The sequence below is a fragment of the Campylobacter hepaticus genome (assembly GCF_001687475.2).
Classification (GTDB): domain Bacteria; phylum Campylobacterota; class Campylobacteria; order Campylobacterales; family Campylobacteraceae; genus Campylobacter_D; species Campylobacter_D hepaticus.
In genome coordinates this window covers 893,956-911,531 of sequence record NZ_CP031611.1, presented here as the reverse complement: position 1 = coordinate 911,531, position 17,576 = coordinate 893,956, and the positions used below count along the sequence as shown (strand labels likewise).

At 27.6% G+C, this 17,576-nt stretch carries 16 protein-coding genes and 2 pseudogenes; 11 read left to right on the top strand and 7 right to left on the bottom strand.

Going from position 1 to position 17,576, the window contains the following annotated elements; genetic code table 11:
• Positions 1-24: 24 nt before the first annotated feature.
• Positions 25-2,598, bottom strand: coding sequence for an ATP-dependent Clp protease ATP-binding subunit (locus tag A2J15_RS04535; protein ID WP_066777153.1), 2,574 nt, complete (start codon positions 2,596-2,598; stop codon positions 25-27).
• Positions 2,599-2,707: 109 nt separating this feature from the next.
• Complete coding sequence (locus A2J15_RS04530; protein WP_066777149.1) at positions 2,708-2,992, bottom strand: metal-sensing transcriptional repressor; 285 nt, start codon at positions 2,990-2,992, stop codon at positions 2,708-2,710.
• A 119-nt stretch (positions 2,993-3,111) separates the two neighbouring features.
• Here A2J15_RS04530 and A2J15_RS04525 point away from each other — a divergent pair, with 119 nt between their 5' ends.
• From A2J15_RS04525 to A2J15_RS04480, 10 genes and pseudogenes are all read left to right on the top strand, one after another.
• Positions 3,112-4,449 carry a S41 family peptidase gene (locus tag A2J15_RS04525; RefSeq protein ID WP_116980494.1) on the top strand — a complete coding sequence of 446 codons (1,338 nt, stop codon included), beginning with the start codon at positions 3,112-3,114 and terminating at the stop codon, positions 4,447-4,449.
• A complete protein-coding gene (gene purC / locus A2J15_RS04520) occupies positions 4,446-5,156 on the top strand; it encodes a phosphoribosylaminoimidazolesuccinocarboxamide synthase (protein WP_066777146.1) in 711 nt (236 codons plus the stop codon). The genes A2J15_RS04525 and purC overlap by 4 nt, the downstream gene beginning before the upstream one ends.
• 8 nt (positions 5,157-5,164) lie before the next feature.
• Positions 5,165-5,410: a phosphoribosylformylglycinamidine synthase subunit PurS gene (gene purS, locus A2J15_RS04515; RefSeq protein ID WP_066777141.1), complete on the top strand. Its 246-nt coding sequence runs from the start codon at positions 5,165-5,167 to the stop codon at positions 5,408-5,410.
• Between the two features lie 3 nt (positions 5,411-5,413).
• Positions 5,414-6,086: pseudogene (purQ, locus tag A2J15_RS04510) on the top strand (phosphoribosylformylglycinamidine synthase I).
• Positions 6,058-7,218, top strand: a complete 1,161-nt coding sequence (locus A2J15_RS04505) for an SH3 domain-containing protein (RefSeq protein WP_066777137.1) — start codon at positions 6,058-6,060, stop codon at positions 7,216-7,218. The pseudogene purQ and the gene A2J15_RS04505 overlap by 29 nt, the downstream one beginning before the upstream one ends.
• Positions 7,199-7,891: a lysophospholipid acyltransferase family protein gene (locus A2J15_RS04500; RefSeq protein ID WP_066777136.1), complete on the top strand. Its 693-nt coding sequence runs from the start codon at positions 7,199-7,201 to the stop codon at positions 7,889-7,891. Before A2J15_RS04505 ends, A2J15_RS04500 begins: the two co-directional genes overlap by 20 nt.
• Positions 7,885-8,241 (top strand): annotated as a pseudogene (locus tag A2J15_RS04495) (fluoride efflux transporter FluC). The gene A2J15_RS04500 and the pseudogene A2J15_RS04495 overlap by 7 nt, the downstream one beginning before the upstream one ends.
• Before the next feature lie 76 nt (positions 8,242-8,317).
• Positions 8,318-10,147 (top strand): molecular chaperone HtpG, encoded by a 1,830-nt coding sequence (gene htpG, locus A2J15_RS04490; RefSeq protein WP_066777129.1) that lies wholly within the window; start codon positions 8,318-8,320, stop codon positions 10,145-10,147.
• Entirely contained in the window at positions 10,144-10,461 is a 318-nt protein-coding gene (locus tag A2J15_RS04485) for a rhodanese-like domain-containing protein (RefSeq protein WP_066777126.1), read from the top strand. Before htpG ends, A2J15_RS04485 begins: the two co-directional genes overlap by 4 nt.
• Complete coding sequence (locus tag A2J15_RS04480; protein ID WP_066777123.1) at positions 10,462-10,899, top strand: hypothetical protein; 438 nt, start codon at positions 10,462-10,464, stop codon at positions 10,897-10,899.
• A gap of 14 nt (positions 10,900-10,913) precedes the next feature.
• On the opposite strand, the gene A2J15_RS04475 is transcribed toward A2J15_RS04480, so the two are convergent.
• The 5 genes from A2J15_RS04475 to mltG form a co-directional block, all read right to left on the bottom strand.
• On the bottom strand, positions 10,914-12,704 hold the full coding sequence (locus A2J15_RS04475; RefSeq protein ID WP_066777121.1) for a peptidoglycan D,D-transpeptidase FtsI family protein: 1,791 nt from the start codon (positions 12,702-12,704) through the stop codon (positions 10,914-10,916).
• A gap of 6 nt (positions 12,705-12,710) precedes the next feature.
• Positions 12,711-13,007: a flagellar hook-basal body complex protein FliE gene (fliE, locus tag A2J15_RS04470; RefSeq protein ID WP_066777118.1), complete on the bottom strand. Its 297-nt coding sequence runs from the start codon at positions 13,005-13,007 to the stop codon at positions 12,711-12,713.
• Positions 13,008-13,013: 6 nt separating this feature from the next.
• Positions 13,014-13,508: a flagellar basal body rod protein FlgC gene (flgC, locus tag A2J15_RS04465; protein WP_066777116.1), complete on the bottom strand. Its 495-nt coding sequence runs from the start codon at positions 13,506-13,508 to the stop codon at positions 13,014-13,016.
• A 9-nt stretch (positions 13,509-13,517) separates the two neighbouring features.
• Positions 13,518-13,949, bottom strand: coding sequence for a flagellar basal body rod protein FlgB (gene flgB / locus A2J15_RS04460; RefSeq protein WP_066777113.1), 432 nt, complete (start codon positions 13,947-13,949; stop codon positions 13,518-13,520).
• 80 nt (positions 13,950-14,029) lie between these two features.
• Positions 14,030-15,031: an endolytic transglycosylase MltG gene (mltG, locus tag A2J15_RS04455; protein ID WP_066777180.1), complete on the bottom strand. Its 1,002-nt coding sequence runs from the start codon at positions 15,029-15,031 to the stop codon at positions 14,030-14,032.
• On the opposite strand from mltG, the gene A2J15_RS04450 reads away from it, so the two are divergent.
• Positions 14,946-17,513, top strand: a complete 2,568-nt coding sequence (locus A2J15_RS04450) for a YhdP family protein (RefSeq protein ID WP_066777110.1) — start codon at positions 14,946-14,948, stop codon at positions 17,511-17,513. The genes mltG and A2J15_RS04450 overlap by 86 nt on opposite strands.
• Positions 17,514-17,576: the final 63 nt, after the last annotated feature.

Sequence of the window (17,576 nt, the reverse complement as noted above, 5' to 3'; positions counted from 1 at the left end):
TAGAATTTTCTACTTTCAAGAGGTTTAAATTTTCTTAATGATAATTTTATCATTTTGAGCATCAATGCAAATGTTATCATTTTCATGTAATTCATCAGCAAGTATCATATCGCTTAATTTATCTTCTACCAAATCATAAATAGCTCTTTTTAAAGGTCTAGCTCCAAAGTCAGGATCAAAACCATCTTTAGCGATTAAAAGTGCAGCATTTTCGCTTAAACTTGTTTTTATGCCCTTGCTTTCTAAATTTTTTTGCAAATCTTTAAATAAAAGTTTGACTATTTCATACGCTTCATCTTTGCCTAGAGGATTAAAAGTGATAATATCATCTAAGCGGTTTAAAAATTCAGGTTTAAAAAAGTTTTTTAGTTCTGCTTTAACTGCTTGCTCTTGCTCTTTAGCACTTAAAGTCATAATGGATTGTGAAGCAATGTTTGAAGTTAAAATAATAATGGTATTTTTAAAATCTACTGTGATGCCTTTGCTATCTGTAGCTCTACCATCATCTAAAATACCTAAGAGTATATTAAATACATCTTTGTGGGCTTTTTCTACTTCATCAAATAAAAGCACACTATAAGGTTTTGTGCGTACTGCTTGAGTAAGTTCACCTCCTTCTTCGTGTCCTATATATCCTGGAGGGGCTCCTAAAAGTCTTGAAACACTATGTTTTTCCATAAATTCACTCATATCAAAGCGTATCATTGCTTTTTCATCATCAAATAAAAATTTTGCTAAAGCTTTTGCTGATTGGGTTTTGCCTACCCCTGTTGGACCTAAAAATAAAAAACTTCCTATAGGTTTATTATCAGCATTAAGTCCTGCTTTGTTGCGTTTAATGGCTCTTGCTAAAGCACTTAAGGCTTGATCTTGACCTATGACACTTTCTTTAAGATGTTTTTCTACTTCTAGGAATTTTTGTTTTTCAGAAGTTAGCATTTTTTGTACACTAATACCTGTCCATTTGCTTAATATTCCAGCTACTAAATCTTCATCTACTTGATTTTTAAGTAAGACCCCATTTTCACTCATTTTTTTCCATTTTTCTTCTAAGACTTCAACCTCTTTTTCAAAGCTTGGGATTTTTCCATATTCTAATTCGGCAGCCTTTTGAAATTCTCCTTTGGTTTTAGCTAAGGTGGCTTCATTTTTGAGTATATCAATTTCTTTTTTCTTTGTGCTGATTTTATCAAAAACATTTTTTTCATTTTCAAATTGAGAATTTAGGGTATTTTGTTTTTCTTTTAAGTTGGCTAATTCTTTTGAAATTTCATCGAGTCTTTTTTGATTTTTTTCATCGTTTTCCATTTTTAAGGCTTCATTTTCAACTTCTAAAGTTTCTATGTCTTTGCGAACTTTTCTTAAAGAACTTGGTTCGCTTTCAATTTGCATTTTAAGTTCAGCTGCTGCTTCATCGATTAAATCAATGGCTTTATCAGGTAAAAAACGATCAGCTATATAGCGTTTTGAAAGTTTAGCTGCTGCTACTAGGGCGCTATCATTTATGCTGACATTGTGATGAATTTCAAGTTTTTCTTTTATTCCTCTTAACATAGCTAAAGCTTCATTTAAGGTAGGTTCTCCTACATTTATAGGTAAAAAACGGCGCTGTAAGGCTGCATCTTTTTCGAAGTATTTGCGATATTCTTTTAAGGTTGTTGCTCCTATAGTATGCAGTTCTCCTCTTGCAAGGGCAGGTTTTAAAATATTTGCTGCATCCATGCTTCCTTCGCTTGCACCTGCACCTACTATGGTATGAATTTCATCGATAAAAAGTATAATGTTTTCATTTTTTATCACTTCTTTAACTACTGCTTTTAATCTATCTTCAAATTCTCCGCGGTATTTTGCACCTGCAATTAAAGCACTCATGTCAAGAGCAATTACTTTTTTATTTTGTAAAGATTTGGGTACATCTTGTTTAACGATTCTTTGGGCTAAAGCTTCAACAATAGCTGTTTTTCCTACGCCAGGTTCACCTAAAAGTATAGGATTGTTTTTGGTTTTGCGTATTAAAATTTGCATTAGACGTTGAATTTCTTCTTCTCTGCCTATAACAGGATCAAGCTTTCCTTCGCTAGCTTTTGCACTTAAATCTATACCAAATTTATTAAGAGTATCTAAGGTTTCATCACTTGTTTTGGTGTCGATTTTACGTCCTGCTCTTAAGTTTTGAAGTTCTTTTTGAAATTCTCTTAAATCTAAAAATTGTTCTAAAATTTCTTTTATAGGAGTTTTTTGGCTTTGACTTATAAGCCAAGTGTCTATACTTAAATAACTGTCTTTATTGGCATTCATAAGACCTTTTGCATTTTCTAAAGAGTCTATTAAATCATTTGAAAAACGTATATTTTGAGAATTTACATTAGAACTTGTAGGAAGTTTTGCGATTTTGCTTTTAATTTCAAGTTCTAAGGCTTCTTTGGAAATATTTAATTTATTTAAAATTTGATTTAAAATATTAGTATGATCTAAAGTTAATGCCCACAAAAGATGTAAAGGTTTCACTTCATTGTTTTTAGAGTGTATTGCTAAAGATACTGCATTTTCTAAGCTTGAAAGCATACTATTTGTTAAAAAATCTTGTATATTTGCCATGATTTATCCTTTATTGTTTATTCGATAGTTATTATATAACTTTAGTCAAATAATGTCAACTTAATTAAATAATTTTTTTTAAATAATAAATCAAATCATTAATTTTAAGTTATTTCATGAACATATCTATGGCTTTGTTAAGTTCTTCTATGCTTTTAGTGTCATTTTCTTTTGCAGCATGGATCATGCAATGGGCTAGATGTTCTTTTAAGATTACTTTAGCAGTATTGTTTACTTGTGCTTTTACTGCAGCAAGTTGTATTAAAATTTCGCTACAATCTTTATCGTTTTCAACCATTCTTTTAATAGCATTTAAATGACCTATGGTTCTACTTAAGCGGTTGCAAACTGTTTTTATATGTTTTTGAGAATGCGTGTGTTTTATTTGATGCATGATTTTACTTTCTTTTTTAATATTTTACTTAATTTTAACATATTTTTAAGAAATTCAAATGATTTACGAAATTTTAAGTAATTTTTACTAAAATTTAATATTTAAATCAAAATACTATAATATTGGAGCTTACTTTGAAAACAAAACGATTTTTTACAAGCCTTGCAGGTTTTACTAGCACTTTTATTTTATGTTTTTTTCTAGCTAGCCATTTACAAGCTAAAATTGATCAAAAAGAAGAGCAGGTTAAAAAGCGTTTAGAAGCTTTAGATAAACTTACAAAAACTCTTGCTATAGTAGAACAATATTACGTAGAAGATCAAAATATTAGTGAGTTAGTTGATAAATCTTTATCGGGTCTTTTAAGTAATCTTGATGCGCATTCTTCTTTTTTAAATGAAAAAGATTTTAATGATATGAAAATTCAAACTAATGGTGAGTTTGGTGGACTTGGTATTACTGTTGGGATGAAAGATGGAGCTTTAACGGTAATTTCACCTATAGAAGGTACTCCAGCTGATAAAGCAGGGATTAAGTCAGGGGATATTATTTTAAAGATCAATGATGAGGCAACATTAGGAATTAACTTAAATGATGCCGTAGAAAAAATGCGTGGCAAGCCTAAAACTAAAATAGTTCTTACTATTTTTAGAAAAGGAGCGACTAAACCTTTTGATGTTAGTTTAATAAGAGAGATTATCAAGATCGAAAGTGTTTATGCAAAAATGATAGAAAATCAAAATATACTTTATCTTAGAGTAACTAATTTTGATAAAAATGTTGTGGATATGGCAAAAAAAGAACTTAAAAAATATCCAAAAGTCAAAGGTATTATTTTAGATCTTAGAAATAATCCTGGCGGGCTTTTAAATCAAGCCATAGGACTTGTGAATTTATTTGTAGATAAGGGAGTTATTGTTTCTCAAAAAGGACGTATTGAAAGTGAAAATCAAGAATATAAAGCTGATCCTAAAAATAAAATTTCTAATGCATCTTTGGTGGTTCTTGTTAATGGTGGTAGTGCAAGTGCAAGTGAAATTGTCAGTGGGGCTTTACAAGATCTTAAGCGTGCAGTAGTAGTGGGTGAAAACACTTTTGGAAAAGGTAGTGTACAACAAATCATACCTATAAATCAAAGTGAAGCTTTAAGACTTACTATTGCTAGATATTATCTTCCAAGTGGGCGTACTATTCAAGCAGTGGGTGTTAAACCTGATATTGAAGTTTTTCCAGGTAAGGTAAATATTCAAGAAGATAGTTTTATCATTAAAGAAAGTGATTTAAAGCAACATTTAGAAGGCGAATTAGAAAAAATAAATAAAGATAAAAAAGAAGATAAACAAGAAAATAAAGATAATAAAAATATAATCACTCAAAAGCAAATTAATAATGATATTCAGCTAAAATCAGCTATAGATACTATAAAAATTTTAAATATTAAACAAGGTAATCAATGACAAAAAAACAATTGCTTTATGAAGGAAAAGGTAAAAAAATTTTTAAAACCGATGATGAAGATTTACTCATTAGTGAATTTAAGGATGATTTAACGGCTTTTAATGCTGAAAAAAAAGGAAATGAAAAAGGAAAGGGAAGCTTAAATTGTAAAATTAGTACAGAAATTTTTCGTTTACTTGAAAAAAATGGTATTAAAACACATTTAATTGAAACTATAAGTGATACAGAGCAAGTGATTAAAAAATGTGAAATTATACCTATTGAAATAATAGTGCGTAATGTAGCTACTGGATCACTTACGAAAAGATTAGGTATTAAAGATGGGAGTGTTTTACCTTTTGCTTTAGTGGAATTGTGTCTTAAAGATGATGCTTTAGGCGATCCTTTTATTAATGATGAGCATTGTTTGATTTTAAATTTAGTGCCAAATGAAAATTATATTAAAGAAATCAAAGAGTTAGCTAGAAAAATTAATTCTATTTTAACTGTTTTTTTTGATGCTAAAAATTTAAGACTTATTGATTTTAAAATAGAATTAGGTTTCACTAAGGATAAAGAACTTGTTTTAGCCGATGAAATAAGTCCTGATAGTTGTAGATTTTGGGATAAATTAAGCAATGAAAAATTAGACAAAGATAGATTTCGTCAAGATTTGGGTAATGTTAAAATGGCTTATGAAGAAGTTTTAAAAAGAATATTAAATTAAGGAAAAAAATGAAAGTTATTGTCAATATTTCTTTAAAGGATGGTGTTTTAGATCCTCAGGGTAAGGCTATAGAGAAAGCTTTACATTCTTTAAGTTTTGATCAGGTAAAAGAGGTGAAAATTGCTAAACAAATTCAAATATCTCTTGATGAAGAAGATGAAAATCTTGCCAAAGAAAAAGTAAAAAAAATGTGTGAAGAACTTTTAGTTAATAGTGTTATTGAAAATTATCAATTTATTATTGAAAAAGAGTAGATAATGAAAGTTGCTATTGTCCAATTTTTAGGAACAAATTGTGAATTTGATACAGTTTACGCTTTTGAAAAACTAGGAGTAAAAGCACAAATTATTTGGCATGAAGAAAAAGAATTTGATGCTGATTTAGTGGTTTTACCGGGGGGATTTTCTTATGGAGATTATTTAAGATGTGCAGCTATTGCTAAACTTGCTCCTATTATGCAAGGTGTTTTTAATCATGCAAAAAAGGGAGGTTATATTTTAGGTATTTGTAATGGTTTTCAAATTTTACTTGAAAGTGGTCTTTTAAAAGGAGCTATGAAACATAATAACAATTTAAGTTTTGTTTCTAAAAATCAGAATTTACGTGTAGTTTCAAATGATAATGCTTTTTTAAAAAATTTTAAAAAAGATGAGTTAATTACTCTTCCTATTGCTCATGGAGAAGGCAATTATTATGCTGATGAGAATACTTTAAAGTATTTGCAAGATAAAGATTTGATTCTTTTAAGATATGAATCTAATCCTAATGGATCTATTTTTGATATTGCAGGTATTTGTGATGAAAATAAAAAAATATTTGGACTTATGCCTCATCCTGAACGTGCTTGTGAATCGATTTTAGGAAATGATATAGGTTTAAAAATGCTTGAAGGCTTTTTATTTTGAAAATTTTATCCATTTTGTTTTTTAGCATTGTTATTTTACTGGCTAGAACTCAAAATGCTTTACAACAATTGCCAAAAGAAGAGCAAAAAATTTATCAAAATATTGCTCCAAGTGATGAAACTACTGATTTTGAAACCAATGAAGATGATCCTTTTGTGGCTCAAGGAGCTTTAGTACTTTCAAATGATGAATATCCAAATAAAGTGTATGTTGGAGAAGTTTTTCCTATTACAATTTATGCACGCACTATGGAAAATACAAAATTTGATTTTAATATTAGCGTAGAAAAAAACAATTTATCTTTTTTAAATCCTGAACCAAAATGGGAGTTTATTGATAATGAATATAAAACAACCTTGTGGTTTGAAGCTAAAAATTCAAATGCTAGTTTAGAGAAGATTTTTGTCAGACTTTTGAGAAATAATAAAATTTTTCAAGAAGCTCACATTAATATTAATCCTATTCAGTTTGAAAATACTTTGTCTAGCAAAGATTTTTCACATCTTGTAGCAAGTTCTTTAAAGGTTAAAAAGGTTAAAGCAAGTTATTTTGATAATGCCAATATTATTATGATGCTAGAATTAAATGCAAGTCATGCTAATTTAAAAAGTTTTTTCTTGCAAGGTATAGAAAAACAAGGTATAGAAAATGTTAAAGGAGATTTTAATAGTTCCAATGCTTTTTATTATGCTATTTTACCTTCAACTCAAACAAGTTTTGATTTTTCATATTTTAACAAAGACAGTAAAAAACTTGAAAATATTAATTTAAAACTTAAGATTAGTGATGATGAGGTGAGCACTCAAAGTGATTTAAATCCTGTAAATAAAGACTTTAACATTTATAAGCAATACATACTTTGGTTTTTAGCTTTTGTGTGTGCTATATTATTTATATGGAAAAAAAGTTATTTGATTTTATCTTTTGCACTTGTTTCTTTTGCACTTAGTTTTCTTGTAGATACAAATACTGAAAATGCAGTTATTAAAGCAGGATCTAGGGCTAAAATTTTGCCTACAGAACCTTCAACTTATTTTTATATGGCAAATACAGATGAAAAAGTAGAAATTTTGGCTAAAAGAGAAAATTATATTAAGGTGTTATTTTCCAATGGAAAAATAGGTTGGGTTAATAAAGATGATTTACAGAAGAATTAAGGCTTTTTATTTTTGGTGTTTTTTTATTGTAAGTGTTGCTTTTGTGGTATTTTGTTTTTGTTTTATAAAGTCACAAAACAGGCTTTGGAAAATACGTAAAATTTGGGCTAAATGTCAAAAATATGTTTTGTGGTATAAAAGCGAACTTATTGGAAATTTTAATCTCGATGCGAATATGATTTTAATCAATCATCAAAGCACTTTAGATATTATTGTTTTAGAAGAATTGTACCCTAAAAATTTATGCTGGATTGCTAAAAAAGAATTAGGAGAAATTCCTTTTTTTAAAATTGCTATAAAAAAACCTAAACTTCTTTGTATTGATAGAAAAAATCCACGTGATTTAATGCGTGTTTTAAAAGAAGCTAAAGAAAGGCTTAATGAAAATAGGGTTTTAGCTATATTTCCTGAAGGTACACGCTCAAAAAATACCAAGCTTCTTAAATTTCAAAATGGTACTAAAATTTTAAGTGATAAATTAAATCTTAAGGTGCAACCTATTTTACTCATAGATTCAGCTAAAATTTTAGACACTAAAAGTTTTAGCGCAAAAAGCGGGACTTTAAAAATTATTTGTATGGATTTAGTGGATACTAATGATGAAAAATGGCTTGAAAAAACCAGAAAAAAAATGCAAGAAATTTTAGATCAAGAAAGGGCTAAAATTTGTTAAATACTATTTTAATTGTTGGTTTTGGAGGTTTTATTGGTTCGCTTTTGAGAATGTTGCTTGTAAATTGGATGAATAAATGTTTTCCTTATTCTATTAATTTTGGCACACTTTTAGTTAATGTGCTTGGATCTTTTATAATAGGTTTATTTTTTTCTTATATGCAAAATAAAGGCTTATCTCTTGCATTTAACAATTTCATTGTTACAGGGCTTTTAGGAGCTTTTACTACTTTTTCTGCTTTTTCTTATGATAATTTATTGCTTTTGTAAAATGGAAATTATTTTTATCTTATTTTAAATATTGTCTTTTGTTTATTTGCAGTATGGCTTGGTTTTATAGTTTTTAAATAAGATCTTTTAAAATTTATCTTAGAATTTGTATTTTTTGCTAAAATATTCATTTTAAAAAAATAATAAAGGATGCAAAATGCAATTTCAAACTGAAGTGAATCAACTTTTACAACTTATGATACACTCTTTATATTCTAATAAAGAAATTTTTTTAAGGGAGTTGATTTCTAATGCAAGCGATGCTTTAGATAAACTGAATTTTTTAAGCGTAAGTGAAGATGCGTATAAAAATTTAAAATTTGACCCTAAAATAGAAATTAAAATTGACAAAGATAAAAAAACTCTTATCATTAGTGATAATGGTATAGGTATGAATAAAGAAGATCTTATTAATAATCTTGGAACTATAGCAAAAAGTGGTACTAAAAGTTTTTTAGAGAATTTAAGTGGAGATGCTAAAAAAGATTCTCAACTTATAGGGCAATTTGGAGTTGGTTTTTATTCTGCTTTTATGGTGGCTGATAAAATTGAGGTTTTAAGCAAAAAAGCTTTAGATGATAAAGCTTATCTTTGGACTTCGGATGCGAATGGTTATGAGATTGAAGATGCAAAAAAAGAAGAGCAAGGCACAAGTATTACTTTATATTTAAAAGATGATGAGTTTGCAAATAATTACAAAATTGAAAGCATTATAGAAAAATATTCTAATCATATTCAATTTCCTATTTTCATGGAAAAAGAAGAATTTACTCCTGCTAAAGAAGGTGAAAAAGAAGGAAAAACAGAAATTAAGATTTCACAAATTAATAAGGCAAATGCTCTTTGGAGAATGCAAAAATCAAGTCTTAAAGCTCAAGATTATGAAAGATTTTATGAGCAAAATTTTCATGATTCAAATAAACCTTTATTATATCTTCATACTAAAAGTGAAGGAAAATTAGAATATAATTCTTTATTTTTTATTCCGCAAAATGCACCTTTTGACCTTTTTCGCGTAGATTATCAAAGTGGTTTAAAACTTTATGTAAAACGTGTATTTATTAGTGATGATGATAAAGAGCTTTTGCCTAGTTATTTGCGTTTTGTGCGTGGGATTATTGATGTAGAAGATTTACCACTTAATGTTAGTCGTGAAATTTTACAAGAAAATCAAATCTTAAAAGCTGTTAAAGAAGCTAGTGTTAAAAAGATTTTAGCTGAGCTTGAAAAAATGAAAAATAAAGATAAAGAAAAATATCTTTCTTTTTTTAAAACTTTTGGAAGGGTTTTAAAAGAAGGGCTTTATGGATTTGCTAGTGAGAAAGATAGTCTTTTAAAACTTATGCTTTATAAAAGTACTAAGGGTGAAAATTTACGTTCTTTAGAAGAGTATAAAAATGATTTACTTAGCGAACAAAAAGAAATTTTTTATATCACAGGAAATAATGAAAGCTTATTGAGAAATTCTCCTTTACTTGAAGAATATAAACAAAAAAATATAGAAGTTTTGCTTATGGATGATGAGATTGATTCTTTAATAACTCCTATGTTTGGAGAGTATGAGGGCTTAAAATTTGTAGCTATTAATCAAGTAGAAGATAAAAATGAATTAAGTGATGAAGATAAAAATGAATTTGCTCCATTATTAGCTAAATTTAAAGAACTCTTAAAAGAACAAGTAGAAGATGTAAGACTTACAAGTCGCTTACAAGATAGTCCAAGTTGTATTGTTTATGATAAAAATAAACCTGATTTTGCTATGCAACAACTCTTAAAACAAATGGGACAAGAACAAAATTTTAAACCTATTTTAGAAATTAATCCAAAACATGCCATTTTCAAAGGTCTTAAAAATAATGAAACTTTTAGTGCAGATATAGCTACTTTGGTTTTAAATATGGCTAAGCTTAGTGAGGGTATGGGAGTTGATAATCCTGCTGAATTTAATGCAAGTCTTACAAAAATTATTAATAAGGCTTTTTCATGATAGAAAATATTCCTGCTAATATTTGGACTAAAAGCGATTTAAGCGAATATCAAATTTTTGATGTTCGCACTCCTTTAGAATGGCAAGAAGGTATTTTGCCTAATGCACAGTGTTTGGCTTTATATGATAATAAAGGACTTTTAAACGCGCAATTTTTAGATGAATTTCAAAGCAAAAAAGATGAAAGTAAAAAGTTAGCTTTTGTTTGTCGTAGTGGACACAGAAGTATGCTTGCAGCAGAACTTGTAGTTGAAAAGCTAGGACTTAAAGTTAGCAATTTAGATGGTGGAATGTTGGCTGTTAAAGGTAGATAAATGTTAGGACTTTATTTTCTTATAGCAGCTTTATCTTTTTTAGCTCTTTATTTTAGCATTAAAAAATTGACTTTAAAAATAGATGAGCAAACTCTTTTAGAACCTATAAAAATTGATATTTACCCTCAATTTTGCGATTTAATCCACGAAAAAATTAAGCAATTTCAAGAAGATATACAAAATGAAAATTTATTATTAAAAAATCAAGAACAAAAAGATGAGATTTTAGAAAAACTTGGAGATTTAAGTAGGGAGCTTAGTTTTATACAAACTATGAATTTAAGCAATAAAAGTGATAGTGTTTGGCAAAGTGAGCTTTTTGATTTTTTAAAGGAATTAGAAAATTTATTGCTTGAGTATTTGGAAAATGGTGAAAAAGAAGCTCAAGATTTAAGAGAATTTCTTATGGAGGAATTTGAAAAATTAAAAGCTGATTAAAATAAGATTGAATCTTATTGTTTTGATTCTTGTATAGGTGTTAAAAATTCCTCATTGATTAAAATATCAACAACATCTTTAAACATAGGTAAAGCACTTTGTGCAGCATAATAGCTATAGGCTTTAGTAGGTTGTCTTACTAAAACTCCTATGGTATAAGCTTGGTTTAAATCATTAGCAAAGCCAAAAAAAGAAGCATTATAACGATTAGAAGTATAACCTTGTCTTTCAGCTATACGTGCTGTACCTGTTTTACCCCCTATAATAATACCTTGTGTAATTGCTTTTTTTCCTGTGCCTTTTTCAATAACATTGATGAGGACTTGTTGCATAGTTTTTGCCGCTTGGGAACTTAAAATTCTTTCTTTTTTAATATCATCAAGTTGCACTAAGCGACCATCTTGATAAAATTTTTGGGCTAAACGAGGGGTGATATAAATTCCATCATTATTAAAAACATTGTAAGCACTAAGTAATTGCATAAAAGTTGTTTTAAGTCCATAGCCATAACTTAAGACAGATTTTTCTATATCTTTTAAGCGTTTAGGGTTTGGGATTTCTCCTTTTTGTTCATAAGGTAGATCAATGCCACTTTTTTCTCCAAATTTAAAGATTCTAAGACCTGATAAAATTTCTATATTGCTAAGTCTTTTAGCAATTTGTATCATACCAACATTTGAAGAATATCTTATAACTTCTTCCATGCTTATTTTCTCCATTTTATGATCATCTTTTATAAGAAAACGACCTAGTTTATAAGTTCCACCATAAGTATTGATAATTTCATCTATTTTGATTTTTCCAAGTCTTAAAGCGGTTACAAAAATAAAAGGTTTGATAACAGATCCTGCTTCATACCCGTATTCTATAGCACTAGCATTAAGCACTGATAGATCTTTTCCGCGATTTTGTGGATCATAACGTCTTGAACTTGCTAGGGCTAAAATTTTTCCTGTTTTGCTTTCCATTACCCCAACAATAATTTCATGAGCTTTTAAATCTTTATTCCTTTGATCTATAGCTTTTTCTATGCTTTTTTGTAATTTTAAAGAAAGATTTAAGTGTAAATTGCAACCATTGATTTTTTTTTGTTGGAGTGAATTAAGATTTAAGATAATATTTCCTCCTATATCCTTTAATCCTTGAATTTTTTCATTTTGAACAGGACTTAAACATTCATCATAATATTTTTCTAAGCCTTTAATGCCTATATTTTTTAAAATACCACTTTGTGGATCTAAAACCATTTTTGTATAGCCAATTGCAGGAGTAAAAGAATCTTTAGACATGTAAACCCTATCTTCTTCGTGTTCGATAATGCTTAATCCTCTAGTTTCAACCCTTCCTGAATTATTTGTAAAAGCTTTAAAAAAACCTTGTATATAGAGTTTTTTAGCAAGATCTTTAAGATAACTAGCTTGTTTAGAATCTAAATTTTGCAAAAGTACAAAATTATAGGAGCGTTTTTTTTGTTTTTGCATTCTTTTTTTTATGTCAGCTACTTGTTCATCATCAATACCGCTATAAATTTGAAACAGTTTTAAAAATAAATCAAATTTATCTTTGTTGATACTTCTTAGATCTATTTCTGCGCGATAAATTTGTTTAGAGCTTGTGATAGTAAAATTATCTTTTGTGATGATTAAGCCTCTTAAGGCCAAATCATATTGATCTTTTTCAGTATTAGGTATATGGCGTTTTGAGGTAAGAAAAAAAGTTGAGACAAGGAAGATAATCATAAATAAAAGCGCCATACAATAAGCAAAGGCAACTTTTGAAACCCTATTTTTTTTATATTCTTGCATTAGGGTTTAAATTTGAGTTCTCGTGATTTCTTTATAAGCATTAATGGCTTTATTTCTAACTTCTAACATAAATTTCATACTGCTTTCAGCTTTGGTAATGGCAATGGCAGCTTGATGTAAATCTTTAACTTGTCCTGTGGCAATATCTGTCATTGCAGCTTCACCTGTTTTTTGAGTTTTATTTAAGTCATTGATTTCTTCTTTGAGTATTTTAGCAAATTCTTCTCCTATGTTTTCTTGAGGGCTTTGTTTTTTATCAAGATCTTTAATACTTCCTAATTTTAATTCATTAATATTATTCATTTGCTATTATCCTCTTAGTAAATCAATTGCACTTTGAGCTATAGTTTTTGCACTTGTAAAAGCACTTACATTAGCTTGATAAGCCCTTGTAGCTTCAATTAAGTCTGCCATTTCAATAACAGGATTAACATTAGGATATGCTACATATCCTTGTGCGTTAGCATCAGGGTGAGATGGATCATATTTCATACGAAAATCTTTATCATCTCTTACAACTTTATCAACTACTACAGTTGAAACGGCAGGTTTAGCTTCGTGAGGAGAGCTTGGATCATTTAAAGGATTTTCATATTGTAAAAAATTATTGTTTTGATTGATTTGTTCATTTAAGATTTTGTCAAAATCTGTTGCTTTAAAAATCACTTCACGTCTTCTATAAGGTCCACCTTCAGCTGTTCTTGTTGTATTTGCATTAGCTATATTTGAACTAATGACATTCATTCTAAAACGTTGTGCGCTTAAACCATAAGCACTAATATCAAAATCACTTAAATATGCCATAATTTACCTTTAACTTAATTTAGAGCTTGCATCAAGTATAGATCCAAAAATACTACTTTGTTTTCTTAAAACTCCATCAAGAGCACTAATCATGAGAGTATTTTTACTCATTTCTGAAGTTTCAACATCTAAATCAACTGTATTTGCATCATTTCTTGCTAAATGTCCATCTCTTAGATAAATAGTAGATTTACTAGGATCTGGAAATTTCCAAGGTTTTTGATGTCCTTCTTGGGTAAGTGCTAGTTCTAATTCTTTAGAAGGAGTTTTATAAAAAATTTCATTTGCACGTTTAACCAAGGCGGTTTCAAATTCAATATCTCTTGCTTTATAAAAAGGAGTGTCAACATTAGCAAGATTAGAATTAATAAGTTGATTTCTTAGATTCCTACCCGCTAAAGCCCCTACAACTAGCTCTTTTGATTTAAATGGGCTAATCATTTTGCATCCTTTTCATAAGTTTTTAAATTAATAAGCAAATAATGTTCCAATTTTTTTATTAAATATAATTATAGCATAATTTATTTTCCTTTTTGTAAACTGATGGCTTTATTATGTTCGCTTATACTAGCACTAAAAATATGAGTTTGGGTGCTTTTGTCCCTTACAAAATATAAAAAATCTGTTTTTAAAGGAAATATGGCTGCACGTATAGCTGCTAAAGAAACATTACAAACAGCTTGTTTGGGTAAGCCTTTAAATTTATAGGTATTATAAGAGCTATTATCTTCTTTGATTCTTTGAGGAGTGATTTTAATATGAGAGTAAATTCCATAGTTTAAAGTCCCATCCATTTGAAGCTTCATATCTTTTTTAAGTCTATTGTAAATCACGCTTGCTATTATAGGCATTTCTTTTTCATTAGCAGCTTCTTTTTGTATAATTGAAGCAATGATGATGTATTGGTACCATTTTTTTGCATGGTAATCACCAAAAATTTTTTCAGAAGTTTTTTTATTTGAAATTTCAGCATAATTTAATAGCATTTGTATCAATAAATTTTCTGTAATGCCTTTTGGAATTTTATAAGTTTGCGGCAATAAAACACCTTCTTCATAAGGTGCTTGCTTTCGCAATTCTTCTAAAAGTAAATTCGGATCAAGATTTAATTGTTTGGCAGCTTGTTGTAAAAAAATCACACTGGTTTCTCCAGGGATAAGGGTAATGGTTTCAAGTGCGGCTTTAGCAACTGTAAGTTTGTGTAAAAATTCAGCTCGGTTTAATTCTTTTGTGCCTATATTAATCCATCCTGATTGTGGACGTCCTAAAAAAAATAAAATATATTTATCAATGCTACTCATGTGGTATTTATTTTGTTTTAAATATGTTATAATTTGAGAGATAGAACCTTGAGGAATAAATACTACAGAATTACTTTTTAAAGGTTGAGATAAATAATAAAAAAATCCAAAAATTAATATTAAAAAGAAGTTGCCAATGAAAAAGAAAATTTTATTTATTGTTATATTTTTTGTTATACTTATTTTGGCATTGTTTATAATACTTAAAAATGGCATTGTCATCTCTAGCATCCAATTTGATTTTTTAAAATTAGAACAATTATATATTAAATTAGATAAAAAATTAATTGTACGAGCTAAAAATATTACTATAAATCAAAATAATGATGCTTTAAATGTTAAACCAAAACATCATACTGCTTCAGCAGATATTTTAAAAATAACAAAAAATTTAAAATACCTTTATACTTTTGTTGAAGAGATTGATATACAAAATTTAAATATTAAAGATAATTATGTACGTATTTTATTTAAAGACAATGAATTTTTTATAGATAATGATTTATTATTTTTAAAATTAAGATTGCAAGGTCAAGATAAGGAACTTAGGGCTGATATTAGGACGCTTTTGCTAAAAGATTATAATGTCAATATTGATGGGAATTTAAGTATTAATACTCAAAGTGAGTTTTATTATTTTCAAGGTAGGGCATATGGAGAATTACTTGATTTTAATGCAAGTATTTCTTATAAAAATAAAAATTTAGCTTATAAAATAGAAGATCTTAGTATAAAAGATATTGAAAAATTGGTGCAAAATATCAATAAAAGAGTAGCATTGCCACAGGATTTAAATCTTTGGGTGGGACATAGGGCAAAGGGTGATTTTTATCATTTGGATTATTTAGAAGGATTTATAGATTTTACTAAAAATAATTATTATTTAGATAATATTAATGCTTTAGGTTATGTTAATAATGTTAAAGTGCGTTTAGATGATGAGATCAATGCTATTGAAATTCCTAAATTAGATTTTACTTTAACTAAGCAAAAACTTGATTTTGTGTTTAATAAGGCTTTTTATAATGGTTCTGATTTAAGTTCTAGTAAGATTTATTTGTATGATTTATTTAATGAAAGAAAAGCTGGAATTTATTTGCGTATTAAATCTGAAAATTTGAAATTTGATGAAAAGCTTGCTAAAGCTTTAAAAAATTATCATTTTTCTTTGCCTTTTTATCAAAAAAGTGGAAAAATTAAAAGTGATTTAGAATTTAAAATTGATTTTCATGATAAGGGTGAAATTGCTTATGATGGTATTTTAGCTTTAGATAATGTGCATATTTCTTTGGCTGATTTTAATATTACTAGGGCATTTTTAAAACTTAATCAAAATGATTTAAACATAGAAAATGCTAGTATTAAAAATGGATTTTTAGAAGCAGATTTTAATGCTAAATTTGATTTAGAAAAACAACAAGGGCAATTTGATACTCAAATTGCAAGATTTTATTTTTCTCATGGAGAGCTTTTAGATTTAAAAAATCAAAGAGTTAATATTGATCTAGATTATTCTAATGATATTAATATTAGTATTCCTAAATGGAATTTGGTTCTTAATTTTAAAGATGGTTTAGAAGCTAGGCTTAATAATGCTAAAATGTTTTTAGATCATTCTACTTTACTTAAAAAATTTGGACTTATTGATGCTAAGCAATTGTATTATCATACTTTCGATTTTGAAGATTTTAATGCAAGTATTAGTGATGCTTATTTTAAAAATGATTTATATATTAATGGTAAGATCCCTTATGAAAACGATACTTTTATGATTTTAAAAGATAAGGGTATTACACAAATTCAAACTCAAAGCAATATCATAAGTGCTAAAATAAGTCCTAAGAACAAAGAAATACACTTAAAAAATTTAAGTTATTTTTATAAAAAAGATTCTCATTCTTTAAATGATTTAAATTTTGACATTTTTACTAATTTGCAAAATACTAGTTTTGGTGGAGCTAATATAGCTTTAATTTTAGTAGATCTTAATAAAACTTTAGCTTTTGATAAAGTAGAGGCAAATTTAAAAGAAGGGGCTTTAAATCTTAAAGGTTTTAGAAAAAAAACTTATTTTAATCTTTATTATTCTCCTAATGATTTAAGATTAAATATCAACAATGCCAATGATAGCTATTTTAATGAATTTTTTCAAAAACAAGCTGTACAAGATGGAGTGTTTAATTTAAATATCAAAGGAAGTTCGCCAGAGTATTTTGATGGAGAAATTAATTTTAAAAATACTCATGTAAAAGATTTAAAAGGGATAAACCAATTGATTTCTTTTATTGATACTGTGCCTAGTTTATTAATGTTTAAATCACCTACTTTTAATCAAAAAGGTTTAAAATTACACGATGGAAAAATAGTTTTTAGTAGAAAAAAAGATCTTTTAAATGTTTCAGCTATTAATTTAAATGGTGATAGCGTTGATATTTATGGTTTGGGAACTTTAAATTTAAGATCAAACACTCTTGAGTTTAATTTAGAGTTAAAAACTTTAAAATCAGCATCTGAAGCCATATCTAAAGTACCTATCATTAATTATGTTATTTTAGGTAAAAATCAAGAAATTAGTACTAATTTAAAAATAGATGGAAGTATTGATAATCCTAAATTCCATAGTGAAATTTTTACAGATACTTTAAAAACCCCATTTAATCTTATAAAAAATATTATACAACTTCCTGCTAATTTGCTTAATTAGAAATATTTAAAGTTTATTTGAAAACTAAAATAAACTTTAAATTTCCCCTTGCATTTTTTTTTA